This is a genomic window from Actinoplanes sp. NPDC023801 (assembly GCF_040639655.1).
GTDB lineage: Bacteria > Actinomycetota > Actinomycetes > Mycobacteriales > Micromonosporaceae > Actinoplanes.
This window is the reverse complement of record NZ_JBFAAI010000007.1, coordinates 134,529-156,934: the sequence shown is the minus strand read 5'-3', so window position 1 is coordinate 156,934 and position 22,406 is coordinate 134,529. Positions and strand designations below refer to the sequence as shown.

The following is a 22,406-nucleotide window of genomic DNA, read 5'->3' as shown; positions in this document are numbered from 1 at the left end:
CCGGGCCCTGACCGGCTCGCGTCACAGCGGACGACCCCGGTCGGCGGGCCGGGGCAGGACCTGGGAGTGTGGAAAGCGTGCGGAAGCGGATCGCGATCATCGGCGGCGGCATCGCGGGCCTGGCGGCGTCGGTGCGCCTGCGTGACCTCCTTCCCGATACAGAGATCCTGCTGTACGAGCAGAGTGCCGCTCCGGGCGGCAAGCTCCGCACCGGCGACCTCGGCGGACGGCCGGTGGAGCGCGGAGCCGAGTCGTTCCTGAACAGCGCCTCCGACGGCGGTGAGTCCGCGGCTGTCGGCCTGGTCCGGCGGCTCGGTCTCGGGGACGCGCTGGTGCATCCGGCCCCCCGCCCGGCCGCACTGGCCCTCGGCGGCCGGCTCGCCCCGATCCCCGGTGGCACCCTCGTCGGGGTGCCCGGCGATCTGTCCGCGCTGGACGGTGTGGCGACACCCGCCGACGGCGCCGACGACGACCGCGGCCGTCCGCTGCTGGCTCCGGGTGAGGACGTGGCGGTCGGCGCGCTGGTGCGGGAGCGTTACGGCGACGAGGTGGTGGACCGGCTGGTCGACCCGATGCTCGGCGGCGTCTACGCGGGCCGCGCCGACCGGTTGTCGCTGCGGGTCACCATGCCTCAGCTCGCGGCCACGGCGGAGTCCGAGCACACCCTGGCCGGTGCCGTGCGGGCGGCTCAGGCGCGCAGCCGGCGGGTTCCGGGACGGCCGGTGTTCGCGGCCGTCGACGGCGGGATGAGCCGGCTCGTGGCGGCCGCCGTGGCGGCCGGCGGCGCGCGGATCATGCTGGGGCAGGCGGTGCGCGAGCTCACCCGTACCGCTGACGGCCGTTGGCAGTTGATCTTTGGTCCGGTGCCCGCGCCGCGGGCCGAGGTGGTCGACGCGGTGATCCTGGCCGTGCCCGCCAAACCGGCGGCGCGGCTGCTCGGGGATGCCTCGATCGGCGAACTCGACTATGCGAGCGTCGCGCTTGCCGGGCTGGCCCTGCCGCCCGGCACCGAACTGCCTGATCTTTCGGGTTTCCTCGTCCCGCCCGGAGAGGGGACGCTGGTCAAGGCCGCGACCTTCTTCACGACGAAGTGGCCGCACCTGGCCGCCCCGGACGGTCCGGTGATCGTCCGGGCCTCACTGGGCCGGGCCGGCGAGGAGGCCCGGCTGCAGCTCGACGACGCGTCGTTGCTCGCCACCGCCCGCCGTGAGCTGGGCGAGCTGATCAGTGCCGGGCTGCCGGAGCCGGTGGACTCGTGGGTGCAGCGCTGGGGTGGTGGCCTCCCGCAGTACGAGCCGGGTCACGCCGGCCGGGTGGCGCGGGTGCGCGCCGGGCTGCCGGCCGGGCTGGCGCTGGCCGGGGCGGCGTTCGACGGTGTGGGCATCCCGGTGTGCGTGGCAAGTGGTGAACGTGCGGCAGACGATGTGAGCAAGTTCCTGAAGGAGACCGAATGACCGAGCAGACCAACGCGTCGCGCATCAAGGAACTGAACGCGACGATCCGCTACACCATGTGGTCGGTGTTCCGCGCCTCGTCGCCGCTGCCGGCCCTGCGCGACGATCTCGCCGCCGAGGTCGACGGGCTGTTCGAGCAGCTCGCCGGCAAGGACGTGACGATCCGCGGCACCTACGACGTGTCGGGTCTGCGCGCTGACGCCGACATCATGGTGTGGTGGCACTCCGAGTCGCCGGACGCGCTGCAGGACGCTTACGGGCTGTTCCGCCGCACCGCGCTGGGGCGCCACCTGGAGCCGGTCTGGTCCCAGATGGCGCTGCACCGCCCGGCCGAGTTCAACCGCAGTCACCTGCCGGCCTTCCTCGCCGGCGAGGAGGCCCGGCCGTACATCTGCGTCTACCCGTTCGTCCGCTCCTACGAGTGGTACCTGCTGCCCGACGAGGAGCGCCGCGCGCTGCTGGCCGAGCACGGCAGGATGGCCCGGCCGTACCCGGACGTGCGGGCCAACACGGTCGCCTCGTTCGCGCTCGGTGACTACGAGTGGATGCTCGCCTTCGAGGCCGATGAGCTGCACCGCATCGTCGACCTGATGCGTGACCTGCGCGCGTCGGGGGCCCGGCGGCACGTCCGCGAGGAGGTGCCGTTCTACACCGGCCGCCGGCGTTCGGTCACCGAACTGGTGTCTCAGCTGCCGTAACGCGCCTCATGGGCACGTGCGGGATGCCGTCCTCGAGGTATTCCGGGCCGGTCGTCTCGAAGCCGAACCTGCCGTAGAAATCGGTGAGGTGCGCCTGGGCGTCGAGTACGGCCGGCCGGTTGCCGATCACCCGCAGCGCCTCCTCCATGAGGCGGCCGGCCAGCCCGGTCCCGCGCGCGTCCGGGGCGGTCACCACCCGGCCGATCCGCTCGACCCCGTCGTCGCTGAGGATCCGCAGGTAGGCGCGCACCGTCTTGCCCTGAGCGAACCACACATGCCGGGTTCCGGGCTCGTTGTCCCGTCCGTCCGGGTCGAGGTAGGGACATTCCTGCTCGACCACGAAGACCTCGCTGCGCAGCTTGAGAATTTCGTAGAGGGTGGTGGTGTCAAGGTCGCGGAAGGACGCCACCCGCAGCTCATCATGAGGTTCGGGATGCATCGGCACAACATACGCGGCTGTCCGACGTTGTACCGGTGAAGCCCTGTTTCGGAAAGGGGGACCTCATGATCAAGCGCAGCAAGCTGTTCGGTAACAAGACCCGGGTGACCTTCAGCCTGCCGGCCGACGAGCCGGCCGGCCGGGTCAGCGTGGTCGGCGACTTCAACGACTGGCAGCCCGGCCTGCACGAACTGCAGGTGCGGCGCAACGGCACCCGCACGGTGAGCGTCCCGCTCGACCCGGGGCACTACAAGTTCCGCTATCTGGCGACCGACGGCGTGTGGTTCGACGACGAACAGGGCAGCGAGCTTCACCTATAGGCGCGGCGGTAAGGTTGAGGGCTTATGGACACCGAGTACGAAGATCTGCTCCGCCGGGTGCTGGAGACCGGGACGCCGAAGAGCGACCGCACCGGTACGGGAACGCTCAGCCTGTTCGGCGAACGTCTGCGGTACGACCTGTCGCAGGGGTTCCCGCTGATCACCACGAAGCGGGTGCACTTCAAGTCGCTCGCGGTGGAGCTGCTCTGGTTCCTCCGCGGTGACACCAACGTCCGGTGGCTGCGCGACCAGGGTGTCACGATCTGGGACGAGTGGGCCGACGAGGACGGTGACCTCGGCCCCGTCTACGGCAAGCAGTGGCGGTCGTGGCCGACGTCACGCGGGGACGTGGATCAGCTGGCCGAGGTCGTGGAGACGATCCGGACGAACCCCGACTCCCGCCGGATGATCGTCTCGGCCTGGAACGTGTCGGACATCCCGGACATGGCGCTGGCGCCGTGTCATGCGCTGTTCCAGTTCTACGTGGCCGACGGCAAGTTGTCCTGCCAGCTCTACCAGCGCAGCGCCGATCTGTTCCTGGGCGTGCCGTTCAACATCGCCAGCTACGCGCTGCTGACGCAGATGGTCGCCGCGCACGTGGGCCTGGAGCCGGGGGACTTCATCTGGGTCGGCGGCGACGTGCACATCTACACCAACCACATCGAACAGGTGAAGGAGCAGCTCACCCGGGAGCCGTACCCGTTCCCCACGATCGAGATCAAGCCTCGGGAGAGCCTGTTCGCCCACGAGTACGAGGACTTCACCGTGGTCGATTACCGGCACCACCCGCTGATCAAGGCCCCGGTCGCGATCTGATGATCCACATGATCTGGGCCGAGGCACACGGCCGGGTGATCGGCGCGGGGAACACGATCCCGTGGCGCGTGCCGGGCGAGCAGCGGATCTTCAAGGAGCGGACGACCGGTGCCGCGGTCGTGATGGGCCGGCTCACCTGGGACTCGTTGCCGCTCAAGCCGTTACCCGGCCGGGAGAACATCGTGCTGACCAGGAAGCTGTCCTGGGAAGCGCCGGGCGCTACGGTGGCGCACTCCCTGGACGACGTGAAGCACGACGACTTCTGGGTGATGGGCGGCGCCGAGGTCTACGCCGCCTTCCTGCCGCACGCCGAGCACATCGTGCGCACCAGGATCGACCTCGAGGTGCCCGGGGACAGCTTCGCGCCCGAACTCGGCGATGACTGGGAGGTCACCGGCGCCGTCGAGCACGAGGCGTCCACCGGGGTCACCTATGTGGTCGAGGACCTCAGGAGGCGGGGTCCAGCCTGATCGACAGGCTGTTCACGCAGTGCCGTGTGTTCTTCGGGGTGAAACCCTCGCCCCGGAACACGTGGCCCAGGTGCGAGTCGCAACGCGCGCAGCGGATCTCGACCCGGACCATCCCGTGGCCGCGGTCCTCGATCTCCTTGACCGCACCCGGGATGGCGTCGTCGAACGACGGCCAGCCGCAGTGCGAGTCGAACTTCGTGTCACTGGGATAAAGTTCCGCGCCGCACGCCCGGCAGTCGTACACACCCTCGGTCTTGGTGTTCACATACTCCCCGGACCAGGGGGCCTCGGTGCCGGCCTCCCGGAGCACCCGGAACTCGGCGGGGCTCAGGCGGATCCGCCACTCGTCCTCGGTCCTGGGCAGATCGGGGGTCGCGGGTAGATCGGTCGTCATGCCATCAACCGTACGTCGCACGCCCGGTGCGCCACGGGTGATGTGTGCCGCCGGTTGAGACCTCTATGGAAGGTGCATCCCCGGCGACGTTCCGGCCGACCAATCAGCAGGTTCTCGGCCACGGTCTCTACCTCGGCGTGCTCGGCGCGGTGGCGAGTGTCACGGTGGGGGTGATCGCCGCGCTGTTCTGGTCCGCGCCGCCGGGCTGGACGTGGCCGGTCCTGGTGCTCGGGCCGCTGCTGACCGGGGCGGCGATCGGCGCGGTGGCCGGGTGGCGCACCGGCGTCGAGGTGGGTGCGGGCGGTATCCGTAACTCCTCCGTGTTCGACGAGGGTGTCGCGCCCTGGCACCGGGTGGTGGACCTGCGGGCGGAGCGGCGGGGCAGCCGCAACGTGGTCTCGGTCTACCTGGACTCGGGGGTCAGCGTGCAGCTCAACGCCCCGTACAGCGGAGGTCTGTTCGCGGCAGACCCGCAGTTCGAGTTCAAGGTGTTCGCTCTGTCCCATTTGTGGCGGAGTCACCGTTTCGGTGGTCTTCCGGGGTGAAGACGCGCGGGGGGGTGTTTCCGGGTAAAACGGGCAATTACCGTTAAGCTCCCGTGCGACCATGGAACGTACCTTCCGCAACAGAACGGATACTCCTCATGAGCTTTTCGCGCCGTCCGGCCGCTGGACTCGCCACGGTCGGTGCCACTCTTCTCGCTGCTCTCGCCCTCGGCGGAGCTCCCGCGACCGCCGCTGACGTAGCCGTCAAGGGCGGTCACGCGGTTGTCACGCCGAGTCCCGATACGGGCGATCAGCGCGGTGACGCGGGCTACGGCGGCACAGTCAAGGAAGCGCCGCAGACCGTACCCACCGCCACGACGCCGGCTCCGGTCACCACGACCACGGGGCCCACCCGTGGGCGTCCGGGCTACACCGCGGCCACGACCAGCCCGCCGCAGACCACCCCGCCCACGACCAGCCCCACCACCAGCCCGACGCCCAGCCAGCCGACGACGACCGGCAGCGTGAACGTGATCACGCCGACCGGTGTCAGCTCGCAGACCGCCGCGCCGGTGGGTGGCCCCGGGGCCACTGGTACCGGACTCAGCGCGGGCGAGGAACTGCCGCTCACCGGTGCCCCGCTCGGCGGCACCCTGGCGCTCGGTGGTCTGATGCTGGCCGGTGGCGCCACCGCCGTCTGGTACACCCGCCGCCGTCGCAGCGCCTGAGAAGTCCGTCCCCGTACCGAGGCCGTCCGGTTCGCCGGGCGGCCTCGGCGCGTCTGGAGGGCCTAGGCTCGGGGGCATGCCGAAAGCCGCCGCTGAAGAGCACGAGATCGCCGGGCACACCGTGCGCCTGAGCAGCCCGGACAAGATCGTCTTCCCGGAGCGCGGGTTCACCAAGCGCGACGTCTTCGAGTACTACCGCTCCGTCGGCGACGGCATCCTGCGAGCCCTGCGCGACCGTCCCACCACCCTGCAGCGCTTCCCCGACGGCATCGAGGGGGAGATGTTCTTCCAGAAGCGGATATCCACCAGGGGTGTCCCCGACTGGATCAGAACGGCGACGATCAAATTCCCGAGCATGCGTACGGCGGACGAGCTCAGCCCCGCCGACCTGGCCCACGTCGCCTGGGCCGCCCAGATGGGCACCGTGGTCTTCCACCCCTGGCCGGTGCGCGCCGACCGTCCCGACGAGCCCGACGAGCTGCGCATCGACCTCGACCCGCAGCCGGGCACCGGCTTCGCCGACGTGGTCACCACCGCCGGAGTCGTCCGCGAGGTCCTCGCCGACCTCGGCTGGACCGGCTATCCGAAGACCTCCGGCGGCCGCGGGGTGCACGTCTACGTACGGATCGCCCCCCGCTGGTCCTTCGTGGAGGTGCGGCGCGCCGCGATCGCGCTGGCCCGCGAGGTGGAGCGGCGCAACCCGGCCGGCATCACCACGGCCTGGTGGAAGGAGGAACGCGGCGAGCGGGTCTTCCTCGACTACAACCAGATGGCCCGGGACCGGACCATCGCCTGTGCCTACTCACTGCGCGCCAACGGCCGGGCCACCGTCTCCGCCCCGGTCACCTGGGACGAGCTGCCCCGCGTCGAACCGGACGACTTCGACCTGCGGACCGTCCCGGAACGGTTCGCCGCGATCGGCGACCCGCACGCCGGCATCGACGACGTGGCGCACGACCTCACCCCGCTGCTCGAATGGGTGGAGCGGGACGAACGCGACGGCCTCGGCGACCTGCCGTACCCGCCCGACCATCCGAAGATGCCCGGCGAGCCCAAACGCGTACAACCCTCGAAGGACCGGGACCTCAAGTCACAGCGCTAGCTTCATCCCCTCGTGGGAGGCCTCGAAGCCCAGCGCGGCGTAGAAGCGGTGCGCGTCGGTGCGCCGCTTGTCCGTGGTGAGCTGCACGATCCGGCAACCCCGCTCCCGGGCCCGCTCGACCGTCCAGCGGATCAGCTCGCCACCCAGGCCCTGCCCACGGCGGCCGGAGTGGATCCGGACCGCCTCGATCAGCATCCGCTCGGCACCGCCCCGGCTCAGCCCTGGGATGAACGTCAGCTGGCAGGTGCCGATCACCTCGTCACCGTCGACCGCCACGATCAGCTCGTTGCGCTCGTCCGCGTCGATCGCCTCGAAAGCCGCCCAGACGGCGGCGTCGACATCCTCGGGCACCACCCCGAAACCACGGGCGCGGCTGACGTCGTCATCGGCGAGCAGGCCGAGGACGGCGGGGACATCGGTACGGGTGGCGATCCGGATCTGCACGATCGAAAGCTTGTCACGGGCTGCCACGAGACGATGACCTCGGGCACCATGACCACATGAACGCGCTGCTCTTCCTGCCTCGCAGGCTGTACAGGGTGCTGGTCTGGCTGGCCAACTCGCCGAGGAAGCTCCTGCTGTCGTACGCGCTGCTGATCGTTGTCTGTGCCGTTCTCTACCAACAGTTCGAGGATCGGACTTTCGGCGACTCGGTCTGGTGGGCCGTGGTCACCGCGTCCACCGTCGGGTACGGCGACATCTCGCCGCAGACCTGGCAGGCACGCCTGATGGCCGGAATCCTGATCTCCGCCATGGTGCTGCTCGTGATCCCGCTGATCACGGCGCACTTCGCCAGCAAGCTCATCGTGAACAACGACGCGTTCCACCACGAGGAGCAGGAAGAACTCAAGGAGAACCTGCGGATGACCCGGGCCCTGATCGAGGAGATGGCCGCCCGTCAGGGCATCACGCTCACTTCGGAGGGCAGCGCAGGCCCTCCTGCGGCACCTTCAGATCGATGAAGTAGGAGTCCACCGCGTCCCGGATGCAGGTGGTCGACGGGTACGCCGTGTGGCCCTCGCCCTCCCACGTCAGCACGTGGCCGACACCGAGCATGTTCGCCAGGTCGGCGGTGTTCTCGTACGGCGTGGCCGGGTCACCGGTCGTGCCCACCACCACGATCGGCGGGGCGCCCTCGGCCTTGCCGGCCGGGTACGGGTCGCGGTCCTTCGCCCAGTACGTGCACGGCAGCATCCCGATCGCCAGGGCCGGGCCGAACAGCGGGTACTTCGTGCGCCACTCGCCCTGCAGCTTGCGCACCTCCTCGACGGTCGGCGCCTTGTCGGTGTCCGCGCAGTTCACCGTCAGGTTGGCGTCGAACAGGTTCGAGTAGGTGCCGTCCGGCTCACGTTCGGCGTACTGATCGGCCAGCTCGAAGACGCCCCCGGCGTCGCCCTGCTGGAGTTCGTCGATCGCGCTCGCCAGGCTGGCCCAGCCGGACTCGGTGTACAGCGACGAGATCACGCTCAGGAAGATCCAGCCGGCGGTCGCGTCCCGCCCGTCCGTACCGCGCACCGGCGACGTCTCGGCCTTGGCCATCGCGTCGGTCACCGCGCCACGGGCGTCCGGGGCGATCGGGCACTTCCCGGCGTTCTTCGCGCACCAGTTCGTGAAGTTGGTGAACGCCCGCTCGAAGCCCTTCGCCTGCTGCTCGGAGCCGGCCACGAAGCCCTCGGTCGGGTCGACCGCGCCGTCCAGCACCAGCGCCCGCACGTTCTTCGGGAACAGCTGCGCGTAGGTGGCCCCCAGCAGCGTCCCGTACGAATAGCCGAGGTAGGTCAGTTTCTCGTCGCCGACCGCGGTGCGCAGTGCGTCCAGGTCGCGAGCCGCCTGCTCGGTGGAGAAGGTCCGCAGGCGGGTGCCGTACTTCTCGGTGCAGCCGTCGGCGATCTTCTTGTTCAGTGCCGCGATCGCGTCGAAGGCGGCCTGGTCGGCCGGATCCGGGTCGGCGGCGAAGCTGGCGTCCTGGTCGCGCGGGCTGATGCACTTCACCGGGTCCGATTCGCCGACGCCGCGCGGGTCGAAACCGACGATGTCGAAACGGTCGGTGATCCCGGTCGGCAGACCGCCGAGCCCCGGGCCGTACGACAGGTAGACCGCCACGTCGATGCCGGAACCGCCGGGGCCGCCCGGATTCAGCAGCAGTGAGCCGATCCGCTGTTTCTGGTTCTTCGACCGGATCCGGATCATGTCGATGCCGTACGTCTCGCCGCCCGCCGGTGCCGCCCAGTCGCGCGGCACCTGGACCGTGGCGCAGTCGTAACTCATGCCCTCGGCGGCCTTGCCGACCAGATCGCGGGGCACGTCGGGGCACGGTTTCCACTGGGCGCCGGAGGCGCTGCCGGGCGTGCTTGTGCCGCCCCGGCGGGCCGGTTCGCCGGAGCCCTCCGGCGCGAACGAGGGCAACGTGCACCCCGTGGCGAGGACGAGCACCGAGAAGAGAGCCACAGCCAGGCGCGAGCGACGTTCCACGCAACGACCCTATCCGGTCCGCGCCCGGGTGCCACTTCGCGGCTGGCCCGGGGTGCCGCTCAGCGGCTCGTCAGCACCTCCGCCAGGTCGAACCGGACCGGACGCTCCAGCTGCTCGTACGTGCAGGTCACCGGCTCGCGATCGGGCCGCCACCGTTCGAACTGGGCGGTGTGCCGGAACCGGATCCCCTCCATGTAGTCGTAGCGCACCTCGACCACCCGCTCCGGCCGCAGCGGTGTGAACGACAGGTCCTTGCCCGCGTTCCACCGGCTCACCTCGTTCTTGCGCGGGGTCCGCTCGCCCTGCTCGTGCGCCGCCCAGTTCCACGGATGTCCCTCGAACGTCGTGACCAGCGGTTGCAGCTCCTCGAACAGCTCCTCGCGGACCTTCATCGGGAACGAGCCGATCACCCCGACGCTCACCAGCACACCGCGCTCGTCGTGCAGGCCCAGCAGCAGCGAACCGATCCGGTTCTCCGCCGACTTGTGCACCCGGTAGCCGGCCACCACGCAGTCCGCGGTCCGCTTGTGCTTGACCTTCGCCATCACCCGCTTGTCCGGCTGGTACGTCAGGTCGCGGGACTTCGCGATCAGGCCGTCCAGGCCGGCACCCTCGAACTCGGCGAACCAGCGCCGGGCCGTCTCCAGATCCTCGGTCGCCGGCGTGACGTACACCGGAGGCCCGGCCTTCTCGAGGGCCTTCACAAGCATCTCGCGCCTTCTGTGGAACGGCAGTTCGGTCAGATCCTCTTCGCCGAGCGCCAGCAGGTCGAAGGCCACGAAACTGGCCGGCGTCTGTTCGGAGAGCAGCCTCACCCGGCTCGCCGCCGGATGGATGCGCTGCTGGAGGGCCTCGAAATCGAGCATGTTCCGCTCGGTGTCGGCCACGATCACCTCGCCGTCGATCACCGCCCGCTCCGGGAAGTTCGCCAGCACCGCCTCGACCACCTCGGGGAAGTAGCGCGTCATCGGCTTCTCGTTGCGGCTGCCGATCTCCACCTCGTCGCCGTCGCGGAAGACGATCGACCGGAATCCGTCCCATTTGGGCTCGTAGACCTGGCCGGGAGGGATGTCCGCGACGGGTTTGGCGAGCATCGGCTTGACCGGCGGGTTCAGCGGGAGCTGCATCCGATCAGTGTGCCTCCTTTACCCGTCCCCTGGGGCAGACCTCATCATCAAACCCATGACGACGCGGGGGCTCGAGTTGATGACCATCGGGGAGTTCGGCCGCCGGGCCGGGCTCTCCATCAAGGCCCTGCGGCTCTACGAGGCATCCGGCCTGCTGCCGCCCGCGACCGTGGACGCCAGCAACTACCGGAGGTACACACCGGACCAACTCGGCCGCGCCGGCCGGATCAGCGTGTTCCGACGACTCGGCATGCCGCTGGCCGTGATCGGCGAGCTGCTCGATCTGCCCGACGCCGAGGCGGTGCGCCGCCTCGACCGCTGGTGGGCGTCCGAGCGGGCGGCCTGGTCCTCCCGCAGCGAGACCTACACGTGGCTGCGCACCCGGCTCGCGCACGGCGACGAGCCCGAGCGGCGGTATGCGGTCCACACCGGCGTGCGTCCGGCGCGCAAGGTGGCGACCCTGCACATCGAGGTCGACCAGGTGCAGCTGGTGCCGGAGATGAGCGCTGCCGAGTGGGAGATCCGCCGCCACCTGCAGGAGCAGGGCGCCGTTGCGACCGGCGAGCACTGGGTGATCTTCCACGGCCAGGTCACGCCGGACAGCGAGGCGCGGGTCGAGGTCTGCGTCCCGTTCACCGGCGCCGTCGAACCGGCCGGCCGCATCACCATCCGGGTCGAACCCGAGCGGCTGGTCGCCTATGCCGCGGTCACGCGCGACGACTGTTTCTACCCACGGATCCTGCAGGCGTACGAAGCGGTCGGCGAACATGTCCGTGCCGCCGGCCTGACCGTCAGCGCGCCACCGCGTGAGCTCTATCTGGACAGCTGGGAGAACCTCTCCGGCACCGACGACTTCGTGCACGTCGCCCAACCCTTCGAAGGGTGAACACCATGGACCACACGCGACAGACCCGCTTCTCCGATCCCGGCCGGCACCTCGCCCGCGTCGAGGCGCTCCCCGACGACGTCGCCGGGATCAGCGCAGCCGTTCGCAACCTGGTCGTCCACTACCGGGCGTCCGGTCTCGACTTCCCGCCGGAGCGGCTGGCCGAGATCGACAACCGCTGGGTGGAGACCATGCTCGACTCCCTCGGCGACGACGGGCCGCTCGTCACCCCACGCCCCGCCGGCGAGCGCATCGTCGGCTGCTGCCGCGACTTCACCCTGCTCACCGTCGCGGCGCTGCGAGCCAAAGGGGTGCCGGCGCGCAGCCGGATCGGCTTCGCCGACTACTTCGAACCCGGCTTCCACGTCGACCACGTCGTCGCCGAGTACCACGACGGGACCCGCTGGATCGCCACCGACGCCCAACTCGATCCGGACTCCGGCTTTCCCGTCGACGCGGCGGACGTGCCCCTCGGCCCCGGCGGGTTACGCACTGCGGCTCAGTGCTGGCGTGCCTTCCGGCGCGGCGAGATCGATCCCGAGAAGTACGGCGTCGGCCGTGACGTGCCGATCAGAGGTCCCCTGATGATCCGGAAGTACGTCCTGTCCGAACTGGCTCACCGCTGCGGCGACGAACTGCTGCTCTGGGACTTCTGGGGCGACGAAGCCACGTTCGTCGGCGACCTCGGCGGCCGGTCGCTCGTCGAGGCCTGGGCCGACCTGCCGCCGTGGGACACCGGAGCCGTCGATCTGATCGACGAGATCGCTGACCTGCTGATCGACGCGGACGCCGGAGACCGGGCCGCCGAACAGAAGTTGGCCTCCCGATACGCCGACGATCCCCGCATCCGCCTCGGCGACGTCGTCACCTGCCACTCACCGCGAGGCCTCGCCTACGACGTCGACCCACGCCGACCGGCCCCGCCTCCGCCGGCTTGACACATGCGGCCGCCGGGCCCACCTCGGGGCCGCCGTGGTCGGGCGGTGCCGTTCCGTCCCGGCTTTCCGTGGGTGGGCGGTGTCGTTTCGTCCGACTTTGCCGTGGCGGGTGGTGCCGATCTGTCCGGCTTTGCCGTGGCCGGGCGGCGTCATTGTTCCGTCCGGGTTGTCGTGGGCGGTTTCTCCGTTCAGTGGACCAGTAGGCCGACAAGCCTCTCCAGTTCGGCGGCCGGGTCCGCGGTCAGACCCATGTGGACCGGGCCGGCCCGCAGGATCGTGCTGCGCGGTGCCACCAGCCAGCGAAACCGTTCACCGAGTCGCATCTGCTCAGAGGCGCCGCCCCCGGTGCAGGTCTTCTCCCAGGCGTCCAGGGCGGCACGGATCGCCTCGACGTCAGCCCCGGCATCGAGTGCCCGGAGCCGGGCCGGATCCAGGTGGGTCCGGGCGCACAGGAAGTCGTGCCGCTGGCTGTAGAGCAGCACCCCGACATTGATCAGCTCGCCGCGCTCGATCCGCGGTACCGCTTGGATGATCGCGTACTCGTAGGGAGTCAATGTGTTCGTCACGGCAGCCACGCTTCCGGACGCGCCGCCCGGCGCGACAGGTGCTCCAGGTACGCGGCCCGGTCGCCCTCCTCGAGCCACTCCCCGGGCACCAGTGCGATCACCTCACCCAGCAGCTCCGGCGTGATCCGCTCGGCCAGCGCCGGACCTTCGGTGGCCAGATCATGGGCGTACGGCTTCAGCACATGGTCGTCCCACTTGTAGGACCGGTGCACCACCTGCTCGGCCCGGGCCCAGTTGTGGTGGAAGTAAAGCGTCGCCCCGTGGTCGATGAGCCACAGCCCGCGGTGCCAGATCAGCAGGTTGGGATTGCGCCAGCTTCGATCGACGTTCTCCACGAAGGCGTCGAACGCCACCACCCGGCTGGCCAGCCCCGGCTCGATGTGGTGTGCCACCGGGTCATAACCGAGCGACCCCGGCAGGAAATCCATCCCGAGATTGCTGCCCGCGCTGGCCTTGATCAGCTCTTGGACCTCTTCGTCGGGCTCGGCCCGGGCGACCACCGGATCCAGCTCGACCCGGGTTAGCTCGGGCACCGGAAGCCCGAGCCGCCGAGCCAGCTCCCCGGCGATCACCTCAGCGACGAGAGCTCTAGGACCCTGGCCGGCCCCGCGAAACTTGACCACATAGGTCCCGAGATCGTCGGCCTCGACAACGCCCGGCAGAGAACCACCCTCACGAAGCGGCGTGACATAACGAATAGCGGTGACCTCACGAAGCACGCCGCCCACCCTACGGCCGTCCCCGTCACCCGAGCCCTGCACCCGCCATCCGGCCGCCATCCGACCGCGCCGATCCCCGCTGACCCCGCCCCGGTATCCCGAAGCCTCATCAACCACACCGGGCCAACTCTTCGGTCTCAGTGACCACACCCGGCCAACTGGTCAACGTCATCAACCACATCGGGCCAGATCGTCAGCCTCGGAGAGCACACCCGGCCAGCTCGCTCGGCCGTCGTGTTGCTCGTGCCATAGCAAGGGTCTTGGCAGGCCGGAGCGGCGAGGGTCGTACGGGCCAGCGATGAGGACTGCCATATCGGCATGCCGATAGAAACCAGCCGTTCGCTTGCGGGCCGGACGGCTGGGCGGCGGCGGTGTCAGCCGCCCAGCCGTCCGTGACGGGACAGCTGGGCGGTGGTGGATGGTGTCAGGCGTCCGGGCCTCGGCGGCGGAGCTCGTCGACCTGGGTCATGGCGTTGCGAAGTTCGGTCAGCCAGTCCTCGGTGTGGCGGCCGACCAGCTTGACGCACCAGGCGAGGGCCTCGGACCGGGAGCGCGCCACCCCGGCGTCGACAAGGGTGTCGAGCACTTGGCGTTCGGGCTGGCGGAGACGGGTCATGACCGGGGCTGACAGGTGTGTGAAGAGCTCGGAGGCGTCACCGCAACGGACGCCCCAGGCGACCTTGCGCTGGTAGCGGTGCTCGACCTGCCGGGCGACCCGGATCCGTGCATCACGGGTGTCCTCCCTGAACTGGGCGATCCTCCCGGCCTGCGCAGCCGCGGTGTCCGCCTCGGTCGCGTCGTCACCCAGCTCAGGACGGGGTAGCCGGCCCCAGATGATGATCTCGTCGCGGTCGATGACCACTTCGGGCTGCTCGGTGAACCATCCGTCCGTGACCGCACCGGCGATCCAGGCGGCAGCGTCGTCGGCGGGCGGTGGCTCAGACCGTCCACCGGGTGGGGCGAATCTAACTCGCATGTCATCCTCCGATTGCTTACCTGATTACATGCTTACAACCTTTCGCGGGCGATGGCCACTGCTGGTGCCAACCTTTGCGTGCTCTCGTAAGACCTGAGATCTCAGACCGGACTTCTGACCAGCTGAGGGCAACGCCGAAGTAGGCGTAGGAGCAGAGGTATCCATCCCAGGCAGCCGAGCGAAAGCCGCTTCGATATAGATCGAAGGTCTGCCGAGCGTGGCTGATGCGGGCGAGGTGGAGCCAAGTCGACGGCCACGCATGGGGCGGGCCGCGCTGAGTCGCCAGTGAGAGCCGGTGCAGCCGGGCACCGGACGGCGCCCACCCGGCCCAGAAAGTCGGCGTGCGCCAGCAGCGGGAACGGCCGGACAGTGAAGGTCCGCTATGGCCGACCGGCGCTGGTTGCGGAGCGGGGTTTGTTGTACCGACCAAGCCGGGTGGCGGATCGGGCGGGCGACGGGAGTCGACCGGAGCTGTGTGACGGATCGGGCAGGGGTGGGGCCGGTTGTAGGCGGTGCGGCCGGCGGCAGTTTCGGTGAGGACGGGCTGGCTGGAGCCCCACTGGGCGGGATGTGATGGGCGGGAGTGGCGCCGGCTGAAACGGCGAACCGCCCCGGCGCCGGCTAAAACGGCGAACCGCCCCGGCGCCGGCTGAAACGGCGATCCGGCCTGGCGTCGGTTGAAACGGCGAACCGCCCCGGCGCCGGAGAATCGGCGACGAGGCGGCTCGGGTTCGTGGGCAGCGATGGGGTGGCGTTCGGTGTCGAAGGTCAACTACGCTGCGGGGTCAGCGCGGCCGGGTCCGCGCTGCGACTCAGGCTCGGGCCTGTTGGGCGGCGACGAGCGCGGCGGCTACCGCGAACGCCGCCAGGGCGGTCAGGGGCATGACTCGGACAGCGCGTCCCGCTTGGCCTCCAGGAGGTCTGGGAGCGCTCCCACCTGCGACGTTACCGTACATTCACGGCCACGAAAAGGGTTCTCGGGCTGTTGGTACCCGGCAATTGCGACATGCCAGAACGGGCAATTTGCACTGGCCGCCTTGTGGAAGTCAGAATGAATGCGACGGCGGGCATTCGCAAGCAGGACTGGCGTGTGCGCGCGGACGTCAGCCGAATACTCGCCGTAGGAGCGAACAACCATGGCCAAGCAGATAATTACCGTGCTGACCGACGACCTCGACGGCACCGAAGCGGACCGCACCGTCGAATTCGGCCTCGATGGGGTCAACTACACGATCGATCTGTCCGAGAAGAACGCCGGCAAGCTGCGTAAAGCATTGGAACCGTTCCTCTCCGCAGCCACCCGGCTGGGCCGGAACGGTAACGTTCCGACCCCTGCCCGTCGCGCAGTTCCTGCGGTGTCGAGCCGTTCCAGCCGCGACCAGAATCAGGCTATTCGGGAGTGGGCCAACAAGAACGGTTTCACCGTCTCCGAGCGCGGCCGCATCCCGAGTGAGGTCGTCGAGGCGTACCACAGCAAGCGCTAGTTCCCGCGAAACGGCGCCGCCCAGCCCGGGCGGCGCCGTTTGCCGTCGAAAGGGGAGGTCGTGGCTGTCGTAGTGGTGACCGGGGCGTCCAGCGGCATCGGACGGGCGATCGCCGTCCGGCTGGGAGCGCGGGGTGACACCGTGGTGCTGGCGGCGCGCCGCGCCGCGGAGCTGGAGTCGGTGGCGGCCGAGATCGCGGCGGCGGGTGGCGCGGCGCTAGTGGCACCCGCTGACGTCACCGACCCGGAGGCTGTGAATGCGCTGGTCGAGCGGGCTCTGACGGTCAGCGGGCGGATCGACGCCCTGGTCAACAACGCCGGTGTGGGCTGCGACGCGTCGATCCTGACCGGCGAGGACGACGTACGGGCGGTCGTCGAGGTCAATCTTCTGGCCCCGATCCGGCTGATGCGGGCGGTCGTCCCGATCATGCGGGAGCAGCGGTCCGGTTCGATCGTGAACATCGGCTCGGTGGCCGGTGAGATCGGCATCGGCGGGGTCTACTCGGCCAGCAAGTTCGGCCTTCGCGGGATCACCGACTCGGTGCGCAGGGAACTGGCCGGTACCGGCATCGGCGTCACTCTCGTCGAGCCCGGATACATCGCCACCGAGCTGACCGCACACCGTTCCGGCCTGCCGGGGCCGGAAATCGTGGCAGCCGCGGTAGAACGCGCGCTGAACCGGCCGCGCCGCCGCATCGTAGTTCCGGGGAAGTATCGCGCGGCGATCCTGCTGGCCAATGCGCTGCCGTTCGTCCCGGACCGGCTCTACGCGGGGAGGGCGGCTCGAAAGAGCGGTCCTGCAGCCACGAACGGCGGCCCGTAGTCCACCAAAGAACGGCCCGGTGGGCTCCGGAGAACGGCCGGGCGGCTCGAGAGAACGGTCGGGTGGAGAGAAAGAACGGCCTGCGGTCAGGCGAAGAACAGCCGCTGAGCCCCGAGAACCGCCGGCACCGCCAAAGTGGCAAAGCGGGGCGAAGAATTTCTGGATAACCGGGGCGGCACCCCGGCCATTCATGGTCGGCGCGCAGGAAAGCCGCCCATGGCCGGCACGCTGGAAAATCGGCTCGCGGCCGGCACCACGGAAAGCCCGCTCAGGACCGGCATGCGAGAAACCGCCCCCGGCGTACCTGATTTCCGGCTCGCAAGAATGAAACGGCTCCGGCCCGACGTGCTGCCGGCGGCACGACAGGTAGTGCGGACGGCAGCGGTTCAAGCGGGTACCGCGGGGTACCGCAACAGCCATGCGTGTTGTGATCGTGGGTGCCAGCGGCAACGCCGGGACAGCCCTGCTGCGGCGTCTTCACGAGGAATCCGATCTCGAACTGATCGGCATCAGCCGCCGCCGGCCGCCGTCGACCGGCCCGTACGCGGATGTCGACTGGCACTCGATCGACATCGGGACCGACGAGGCCGGCCCCCGGCTCACCGAAATCTTCACCGGAGCCGACGCGGTGGTGAACCTGGCCTGGCAGATCCAGCCCAGTCATGATCAGCGCCGCCTGTACCGGACGAACGTCCTCGGCAGCCGCACCGTCTTCCGGGCGGCGATCGCGGCCGGCGTCCCGGCCCTGGTGCACGCGTCGTCGGTCGGTGTGTACGCACCCGGCCCGAAGCGCGCGTTCGTCCGGGAGACCTGGCTGCGCACCGGTGTCGCCGAGTCGTCGTACAGCCGCCACAAGGCGCTGGTGGAGCGGATGCTCGACGAGATCGAATCGGATCATCCGACGATGCGGATCGTCCGGCTGCGGCCGGGGCTGATCTTCCAGCGGGACGCCGGCACCGAGATCGCCCGCTACTTCGCCGGGCCGCTGCTGCCGGCCGGCCTGCTGCGCTTCGGACGGATCCCGATCGTCCCCAGTCACCCGGGGCTTCGGATGCAGGCGGTGCACGCGGACGATGTGGCCGACGCCTTCCTGCGCGTGCTGCGCGCCGACGTGCGGGGCGCTTTCAACCTCGCCGCCGGCCCCGTGCTCGACGCCGACATCGTGGGGCGCGCGTTTCACGGCGTACCGCTGCGGGTGCCTGGTCTTCTGCTGGAGGGTGCCGCCGCGCTGACCTGGCAGTTGCGGCTCCAGCCGGTGGACCGCGGGTGGGTTCGGCTGGCGCTGAAGGCGCCGCTGATGAGCTGCGACCGGGCGGCCGCCGATCTTGGCTGGCGCCCGCGGACCGATGCGGTGAGCGCGTTGCGTGAGCTTCTCGCCGGGATCGCCGGCGACGCCGGTACGGAGAGCCCGCCGCTGGCGGACAATCCCGGCCTGCCGGGACGGCTGGGCGGTCTGCTGCGCGGCCGGCTTCCCGGCACCGGAAACCCTTACTGACCCTTTTCCGGTACGGACGACGCGGCGCCCGGCGCGGTCGGCGTCGGTTCGCCTGTTCAACCGCGGTGCAATGCGAGCCGCAGGTCACCACGCGGTCGGTGGCGGTGAGCCGCGGTGCAATGCGAGCCGCAGGTCACCACGCGGGGTGGGGTCAGACGGCGATCGACTGGGTGCTGCGGAGCCAGGCCAGCACCTCGGTGGGGCCGAGCGGACTCGAGAACAGGTATCCCTGGCCGAGCGGACAGCCCAGGCGCACCAGCACCTCCCGATGGCCGGGTTCCTCGATGCCCTCGGCCACGACGGTCAGGCCGAGCGACTGCGCCAGGCTGACGATGCCGCTGACCAGGGCCAGCGGCTGCTGCCCGGTGACCATGTCGTCGATGAACGTCTTGTCGATCTTGATGACGTCGATCGGGCGCTGCCGGAGGTAGCCGAGGGACGAGTAACCGGTGCCGAAGTCGTCGATGGCGATCCGGATGCCCATCTCGCGCAGCACACCCAGGTCGGTCCACATCCGTTCGTCGTCCTTGACCAGCAGCGTCTCGGTGATCTCCAGCATCAGCGACTGCGGCGGCACCCCGGTGTGCGCGAGCGCGGTCCGCACCTGGTCGACGAACCCGCTCTCCCGGAACTGCCGGACCGAGACATTGACGCTGACGTACGGCGCATGGCCGGGCGGCAGGATGCGGCGCCACTCGGCGACCGTACGCAGCGCCTCCTCCAGCACCCAGCGGCCCATCGGCAGAACCAGACCGCTCTCCTCGGCGACCTCGATGAACTGGTCCGGAGTGATCACCCCGCGCTTCGGATGGTGCCAGCGGACCAGCGCCTCGAAACCGACCGCCATGCCCGACGGCAGGTCCACGATCGGCTGGTAGTGCAGCAGGAAGTGGCCCTCGTTGACGGCGTGGTCGAGCGCCGACCGCAGTTCCAGCCGCGCCACCATCTCGTTGTGCAGGTGCGCCTGGTAACGCCGCCACTGGTTCTTACCGGCGCCCTTGGCCACGTAGAGCGCCAGGTCGGCCTGCCGCAGCAGTTCGTCGGCGTCGTTGCCCTCGGGCGTCGTGGTGATGCCGATGCTGGCCATCGCGTACAGCGGCTTGGCGTCGGTCATGACCGGCTGGGCGAGGGCCGCGAAGATGCGGTTCGCGGTCTCCTCGACGGCACCGGGGTCGTTGACGTTCTCCACGAGGGCGGCGAACTCGTCGCCGCCGAGCCGGGCCGCGGTGTCGTCGGCCCGCAGTGCCCCGGCGATCCGGTGCGCCACCTCGATCAGCAGCTGGTCGCCGACCGCGTGCCCGAGCGTGTCGTTCACCATCTTGAAGTCGTCCAGGTCGATGAAGAGCACGCCGATCACCGAGCCGTCCCGGGTGCTACGGGACACCGCGTGCCGGAGCCGGTCGTGGAAGAGCACGCGGTTCGCCAGGCCGGTCATCGCGTCGTGGAACGCCTGGTGGGTGAGTTCGTTCTGCAGGCGGCGCTGCTCGGTGACGTCCCGCATGGTGATGACCAGGCCGGCCACGGTCGGTTCGGCCCGCAGGTCCCGGCAGTGCAGTTCGAGCAGGACCTCGGTACGCCGGTTGCCGCGCGCCCGGAAGTCCAGCTGCTGCTCCAGCTGGTGGCCGCCACGGACCGCGGCCAGGACGTCACCGAGCCGGTCCCGCTCGCCGGGGTGGATCACCTCGGGCAGCAGGGCGCCGGTCGGGTCACCGCCGAACACCCCGACGGCGGACGGGCTGGCGTACCGGATCCGGTCCCCCTCGTCGACGATCGTGATCACGTCGGCGGTGTTCTGGATCAGCGTCCGGAAGTAGGTCTCACTGTTGCGCCGCGCCACCTCGTGCCCGAGACCGATCCGTTCCAAAGCTAGTGCCACCTGGCCGGCGAGCACCTCGACCGACCGTTGCAGATCGAGCAGGGCCCAGGTCGGCGCTCCCACGTGCAGCACGCCGACGAGCGGTTCGCCGCCGGGCCGGTCCTTGAGCACCATCGGGCAGCGCAGCGTCTTGGTGAACTGGGTCAGGCGTACCGCCACCGCCCAGTCCACGTCCCGGGTGGTGACGAGCCGGGCCGCGGTGCCGGTGGCCCGGTCCACGGCGGCCTGCGCGACCGCCTCCGGCGACTGCGGCTCGGACTGCGTGATCGCGATCGCCAGGACCACCCCGTGCGGCACGTCACCGGGGATGAGCTGGGCGACCGCGGTCCGTACGGCCAGACCCACCGCCTCGGTGTCGGCGGCCGAGACCAGCGCCGCCGACGCCTCACGCAGCGCACGCTCCCGGGACATCGCCTGCCGGTGGTTCGCCATGATCCCGGCCATCCGGGCCAGGATCAGCGCCACCATCAGGGTGCTGAGTGCGGCGACCACGGTGAGCCCGGCGAACTGGCCGTCCCGGAACATCTTCACCAGCAGCACGGTCGGCGCGACCATGGCCGCCACCCCGAGCAGCGCCAGCCGGGCGTGACTCGTCTCCGTCGGCGGCGTCTCGGCCGGCCTGGTCAGCTCCGCCATCGACGGGATCAGCGCGGCCAGCCCCGCCGCCGTGTAAAGGGCCAGATGACCGAAACCGGACGCCCGGCCCACGTCGGCGGCGAGCAGAGCCACCACCCCGGCACCGAGCATGTAGCCGGGTGCCACCAGCCGGCCCGGCATGGTCGCGAGCCGGACCAGCAGGCCCAGGCAGAGCAGGTCGGCGACCGGCATGGCGATCTCGGTCCAGCCGGTGGCGGCCGAACCCTCCAGCCGCGGCCCGACCGCGAACGTCCAGATCAGCAGCGCCACCCCGGACGTGACGGTGAGCGCGTCCAGCAGCCCGGCCCGGTCCCGTGACGAACTGGTGCGGCGGTCCACGAAGCCGGCCAGCGCGACGGCCAGTGCGGCGTACGCGACCAGCAGCAACGCGACCCCGGCCGACTCCAGCCAGGTCAGCCAGTTCGCGATGAACGACGGGACGTCAGCGGCGGCACCACCGACCGCCGACAGGCCCACCGCTCCGGCGAGCACCCACCACGGTTTGACGTCGTCGGGGCGGCTGCGGCTGATGCCGAGGGAGAGCGCCAGCACCGCCGAGACCCCGGCGACCAGGCGTAACGGTGCCTGCAGGGCCGGCTGCAGCCCGAAGGCCACGGCGAGCACCACCATCCACGCACCGAAGATGGTGGCGGGCCACCGTGTCGGCATCGGTGCTCCTCCCGACGTACACCCTTGTCGGACTGATCGGCCCGGTCGCCGCGCATCTGAGTGGAAACGGCACAATCGCAGGCGTGCTTCTGGAGTTTCTCCGCGCCCACACCGCTCTGGCGCCGGTTCCGTTCGTGCCCGAGGTCTCGCTCTTTCAGGCCGGGGACCCGATTGCTCTGTGGGAGGCGACCGAGGAGTCCGGAACTCCGCAGCCGCCGCCGTTCTGGGCGTTCGCCTGGGCCGGTGGGCAGGCCTTGGCCCGCCATGTCCTCGACGATCCCGATCTGGTGGCCGGTCGCAGTGTCCTCGACCTGGCGACCGGTTCCGGCCTGGTGGCGGTGGCCGCGGCGCGGGCCGGCGCACGTCCGGTGACCGCGAACGACATCGACCCACTGTCGCTCGCCGCGGCCCGGGCCAACGCCGATGCCAACGATGTCCGGGTGGAGACGGTCGAGGCGGACCTGCTCGATTCCGACGACCGGTACGGCGTGGTCCTGGCCGGCGACGTCTTCTACAGCCGGGAGATGGCCGGGCGGATGCTGCCGTTCCTGCGGCGGGCGGCGGGGCGCGGTTCGCTGGTCCTGGTCGGTGACCCGGGCCGGGCCTACCTGCCGGAGGGCCTGATCCAGCGGGCGGTCTACGACGTCCCGGTGGTCGAGGAGCTGGAGAACATGCCGATCCGCCGTACCACCGTCTGGCAGGTGACCCCGTCCTGACCGTTTGCTCACCGGCTGGACATCACCGCTGTCTCGAGGCTTTTGAGACAGCGGTGCTGTCCAGCCGGGGAGGGAAGGCATGAGCCGGCGGCCGGGGAGTTCGGGAGGGTTCGCCCAC

24 protein-coding genes are annotated in these 22,406 nt (G+C 70.2%); 15 read left to right on the top strand and 9 right to left on the bottom strand.

Annotation, left to right across the window (positions count from 1 at the left end; genetic code table 11):
- Positions 1–77 precede the first annotated feature (77 nt).
- Together hemG and hemQ are read left to right on the top strand one after the other, a co-directional pair.
- On the top strand, positions 78–1,454 hold the full coding sequence (gene hemG, locus AB0G04_RS15900; RefSeq protein WP_360982560.1) for a protoporphyrinogen oxidase: 1,377 nt from the start codon (positions 78–80) through the stop codon (positions 1,452–1,454).
- Entirely contained in the window at positions 1,451–2,152 is a 702-nt protein-coding gene (gene hemQ / locus AB0G04_RS15895) for a hydrogen peroxide-dependent heme synthase (protein WP_360982558.1), read from the top strand. Before hemG ends, hemQ begins: the two co-directional genes overlap by 4 nt.
- Here hemQ and AB0G04_RS15890 read toward each other — a convergent pair.
- Entirely contained in the window at positions 2,124–2,591 is a 468-nt protein-coding gene (locus AB0G04_RS15890; RefSeq protein ID WP_360982556.1) for a GNAT family N-acetyltransferase, read from the bottom strand. The two genes, hemQ and AB0G04_RS15890, sit on opposite strands and share 29 nt — an antisense overlap.
- Before the next feature lie 65 nt (positions 2,592–2,656).
- On the opposite strand from AB0G04_RS15890, the gene AB0G04_RS15885 reads away from it, so the two are divergent.
- From AB0G04_RS15885 to AB0G04_RS15875, 3 genes are read left to right on the top strand one after another with little or no spacing between them, the layout of a single operon-like run.
- Entirely contained in the window at positions 2,657–2,911 is a 255-nt protein-coding gene (locus AB0G04_RS15885; protein WP_360982554.1) for an isoamylase early set domain-containing protein, read from the top strand.
- Positions 2,912–2,935: 24 nt separating this feature from the next.
- Positions 2,936–3,727 (top strand): thymidylate synthase, encoded by a 792-nt coding sequence (locus tag AB0G04_RS15880; protein WP_360982552.1) that lies wholly within the window; start codon positions 2,936–2,938, stop codon positions 3,725–3,727.
- Between the two features lie 8 nt (positions 3,728–3,735).
- Complete coding sequence (locus tag AB0G04_RS15875; protein WP_360982550.1) at positions 3,736–4,197, top strand: dihydrofolate reductase; 462 nt, start codon at positions 3,736–3,738, stop codon at positions 4,195–4,197.
- Here the strand turns inward: AB0G04_RS15875 and msrB are convergent.
- Positions 4,175–4,591, bottom strand: coding sequence for a peptide-methionine (R)-S-oxide reductase MsrB (gene msrB, locus AB0G04_RS15870; RefSeq protein WP_360982548.1), 417 nt, complete (start codon positions 4,589–4,591; stop codon positions 4,175–4,177). The genes AB0G04_RS15875 and msrB overlap by 23 nt on opposite strands.
- A gap of 65 nt (positions 4,592–4,656) precedes the next feature.
- Between msrB and AB0G04_RS15865 the strand changes: the two genes are divergently transcribed.
- From AB0G04_RS15865 to ligD, 3 genes are all read left to right on the top strand, one after another.
- The gene (locus AB0G04_RS15865; RefSeq protein ID WP_360982546.1) at positions 4,657–5,136 is read left to right on the top strand and encodes a hypothetical protein; all 480 of its coding nucleotides are present in this window, start codon (positions 4,657–4,659) and stop codon (positions 5,134–5,136) included.
- Between the two features lie 98 nt (positions 5,137–5,234).
- The gene (locus AB0G04_RS15860; RefSeq protein WP_360982544.1) at positions 5,235–5,804 is read left to right on the top strand and encodes a hypothetical protein; all 570 of its coding nucleotides are present in this window, start codon (positions 5,235–5,237) and stop codon (positions 5,802–5,804) included.
- Between the two features lie 76 nt (positions 5,805–5,880).
- Entirely contained in the window at positions 5,881–6,906 is a 1,026-nt protein-coding gene (gene ligD / locus AB0G04_RS15855) for a non-homologous end-joining DNA ligase (RefSeq protein WP_360982542.1), read from the top strand.
- On the opposite strand, the gene AB0G04_RS15850 is transcribed toward ligD, so the two are convergent.
- Positions 6,895–7,350, bottom strand: a complete 456-nt coding sequence (locus tag AB0G04_RS15850) for a GNAT family N-acetyltransferase (RefSeq protein WP_360982820.1) — start codon at positions 7,348–7,350, stop codon at positions 6,895–6,897. The genes ligD and AB0G04_RS15850 overlap by 12 nt on opposite strands.
- Positions 7,351–7,406: 56 nt before the next feature.
- On the opposite strand from AB0G04_RS15850, the gene AB0G04_RS15845 reads away from it, so the two are divergent.
- Positions 7,407–7,868 (top strand): potassium channel family protein, encoded by a 462-nt coding sequence (locus AB0G04_RS15845; RefSeq protein ID WP_360982540.1) that lies wholly within the window; start codon positions 7,407–7,409, stop codon positions 7,866–7,868.
- On the opposite strand, the gene AB0G04_RS15840 is transcribed toward AB0G04_RS15845, so the two are convergent.
- Both AB0G04_RS15840 and AB0G04_RS15835 read right to left on the bottom strand, forming a co-directional pair.
- Complete coding sequence (locus AB0G04_RS15840) at positions 7,819–9,378, bottom strand: alpha/beta hydrolase (protein ID WP_360982538.1); 1,560 nt, start codon at positions 9,376–9,378, stop codon at positions 7,819–7,821. The genes AB0G04_RS15845 and AB0G04_RS15840 overlap by 50 nt on opposite strands.
- Before the next feature lie 59 nt (positions 9,379–9,437).
- The gene (locus AB0G04_RS15835; RefSeq protein WP_360982536.1) at positions 9,438–10,505 is read right to left on the bottom strand and encodes an ATP-dependent DNA ligase; all 1,068 of its coding nucleotides are present in this window, start codon (positions 10,503–10,505) and stop codon (positions 9,438–9,440) included.
- A gap of 55 nt (positions 10,506–10,560) precedes the next feature.
- Between AB0G04_RS15835 and AB0G04_RS15830 the strand changes: the two genes are divergently transcribed.
- Positions 10,561–11,391: a MerR family transcriptional regulator gene (locus AB0G04_RS15830; RefSeq protein WP_360982534.1), complete on the top strand. Its 831-nt coding sequence runs from the start codon at positions 10,561–10,563 to the stop codon at positions 11,389–11,391.
- 5 nt (positions 11,392–11,396) lie between these two features.
- The gene (locus AB0G04_RS15825; protein WP_360982532.1) at positions 11,397–12,329 is read left to right on the top strand and encodes a transglutaminase-like domain-containing protein; all 933 of its coding nucleotides are present in this window, start codon (positions 11,397–11,399) and stop codon (positions 12,327–12,329) included.
- A gap of 188 nt (positions 12,330–12,517) precedes the next feature.
- Here the strand turns inward: AB0G04_RS15825 and AB0G04_RS15820 are convergent, their stop codons facing one another.
- From AB0G04_RS15820 to AB0G04_RS15810, 3 genes are all read right to left on the bottom strand, one after another.
- The gene (locus AB0G04_RS15820) at positions 12,518–12,895 is read right to left on the bottom strand and encodes a DUF3037 domain-containing protein (RefSeq protein WP_360982530.1); all 378 of its coding nucleotides are present in this window, start codon (positions 12,893–12,895) and stop codon (positions 12,518–12,520) included.
- On the bottom strand, positions 12,892–13,614 hold the full coding sequence (locus AB0G04_RS15815; RefSeq protein WP_360982528.1) for a HipA family kinase: 723 nt from the start codon (positions 13,612–13,614) through the stop codon (positions 12,892–12,894). The genes AB0G04_RS15820 and AB0G04_RS15815 overlap by 4 nt, the downstream gene beginning before the upstream one ends.
- A 424-nt stretch (positions 13,615–14,038) precedes the next feature.
- Positions 14,039–14,590: a hypothetical protein gene (locus AB0G04_RS15810; protein ID WP_360982526.1), complete on the bottom strand. Its 552-nt coding sequence runs from the start codon at positions 14,588–14,590 to the stop codon at positions 14,039–14,041.
- Positions 14,591–15,726: 1,136 nt separating this feature from the next.
- On the opposite strand from AB0G04_RS15810, the gene AB0G04_RS15805 reads away from it, so the two are divergent.
- The 3 genes from AB0G04_RS15805 to AB0G04_RS15795 all read left to right on the top strand — a co-directional run bounded on the left by AB0G04_RS15805 (position 15,727) and on the right by AB0G04_RS15795 (position 18,391).
- Positions 15,727–16,074: an Lsr2 family protein gene (locus AB0G04_RS15805; RefSeq protein ID WP_106319498.1), complete on the top strand. Its 348-nt coding sequence runs from the start codon at positions 15,727–15,729 to the stop codon at positions 16,072–16,074.
- Positions 16,075–16,134: 60 nt separating this feature from the next.
- On the top strand, positions 16,135–16,896 hold the full coding sequence (locus tag AB0G04_RS15800; RefSeq protein WP_360982524.1) for an SDR family NAD(P)-dependent oxidoreductase: 762 nt from the start codon (positions 16,135–16,137) through the stop codon (positions 16,894–16,896).
- A gap of 418 nt (positions 16,897–17,314) precedes the next feature.
- Positions 17,315–18,391: an NAD-dependent epimerase/dehydratase family protein gene (locus AB0G04_RS15795; RefSeq protein ID WP_360982523.1), complete on the top strand. Its 1,077-nt coding sequence runs from the start codon at positions 17,315–17,317 to the stop codon at positions 18,389–18,391.
- A 151-nt stretch (positions 18,392–18,542) separates the two neighbouring features.
- Here AB0G04_RS15795 and AB0G04_RS15790 read toward each other — a convergent pair whose 3' ends face one another.
- The gene (locus AB0G04_RS15790; protein ID WP_360982521.1) at positions 18,543–21,572 is read right to left on the bottom strand and encodes an EAL domain-containing protein; all 3,030 of its coding nucleotides are present in this window, start codon (positions 21,570–21,572) and stop codon (positions 18,543–18,545) included.
- Between the two features lie 83 nt (positions 21,573–21,655).
- Between AB0G04_RS15790 and AB0G04_RS15785 the strand changes: the two genes are divergently transcribed.
- Complete coding sequence (locus tag AB0G04_RS15785; protein ID WP_360982519.1) at positions 21,656–22,288, top strand: 50S ribosomal protein L11 methyltransferase; 633 nt, start codon at positions 21,656–21,658, stop codon at positions 22,286–22,288.
- The last annotated feature ends 118 nt before the right edge of the window (positions 22,289–22,406 follow it).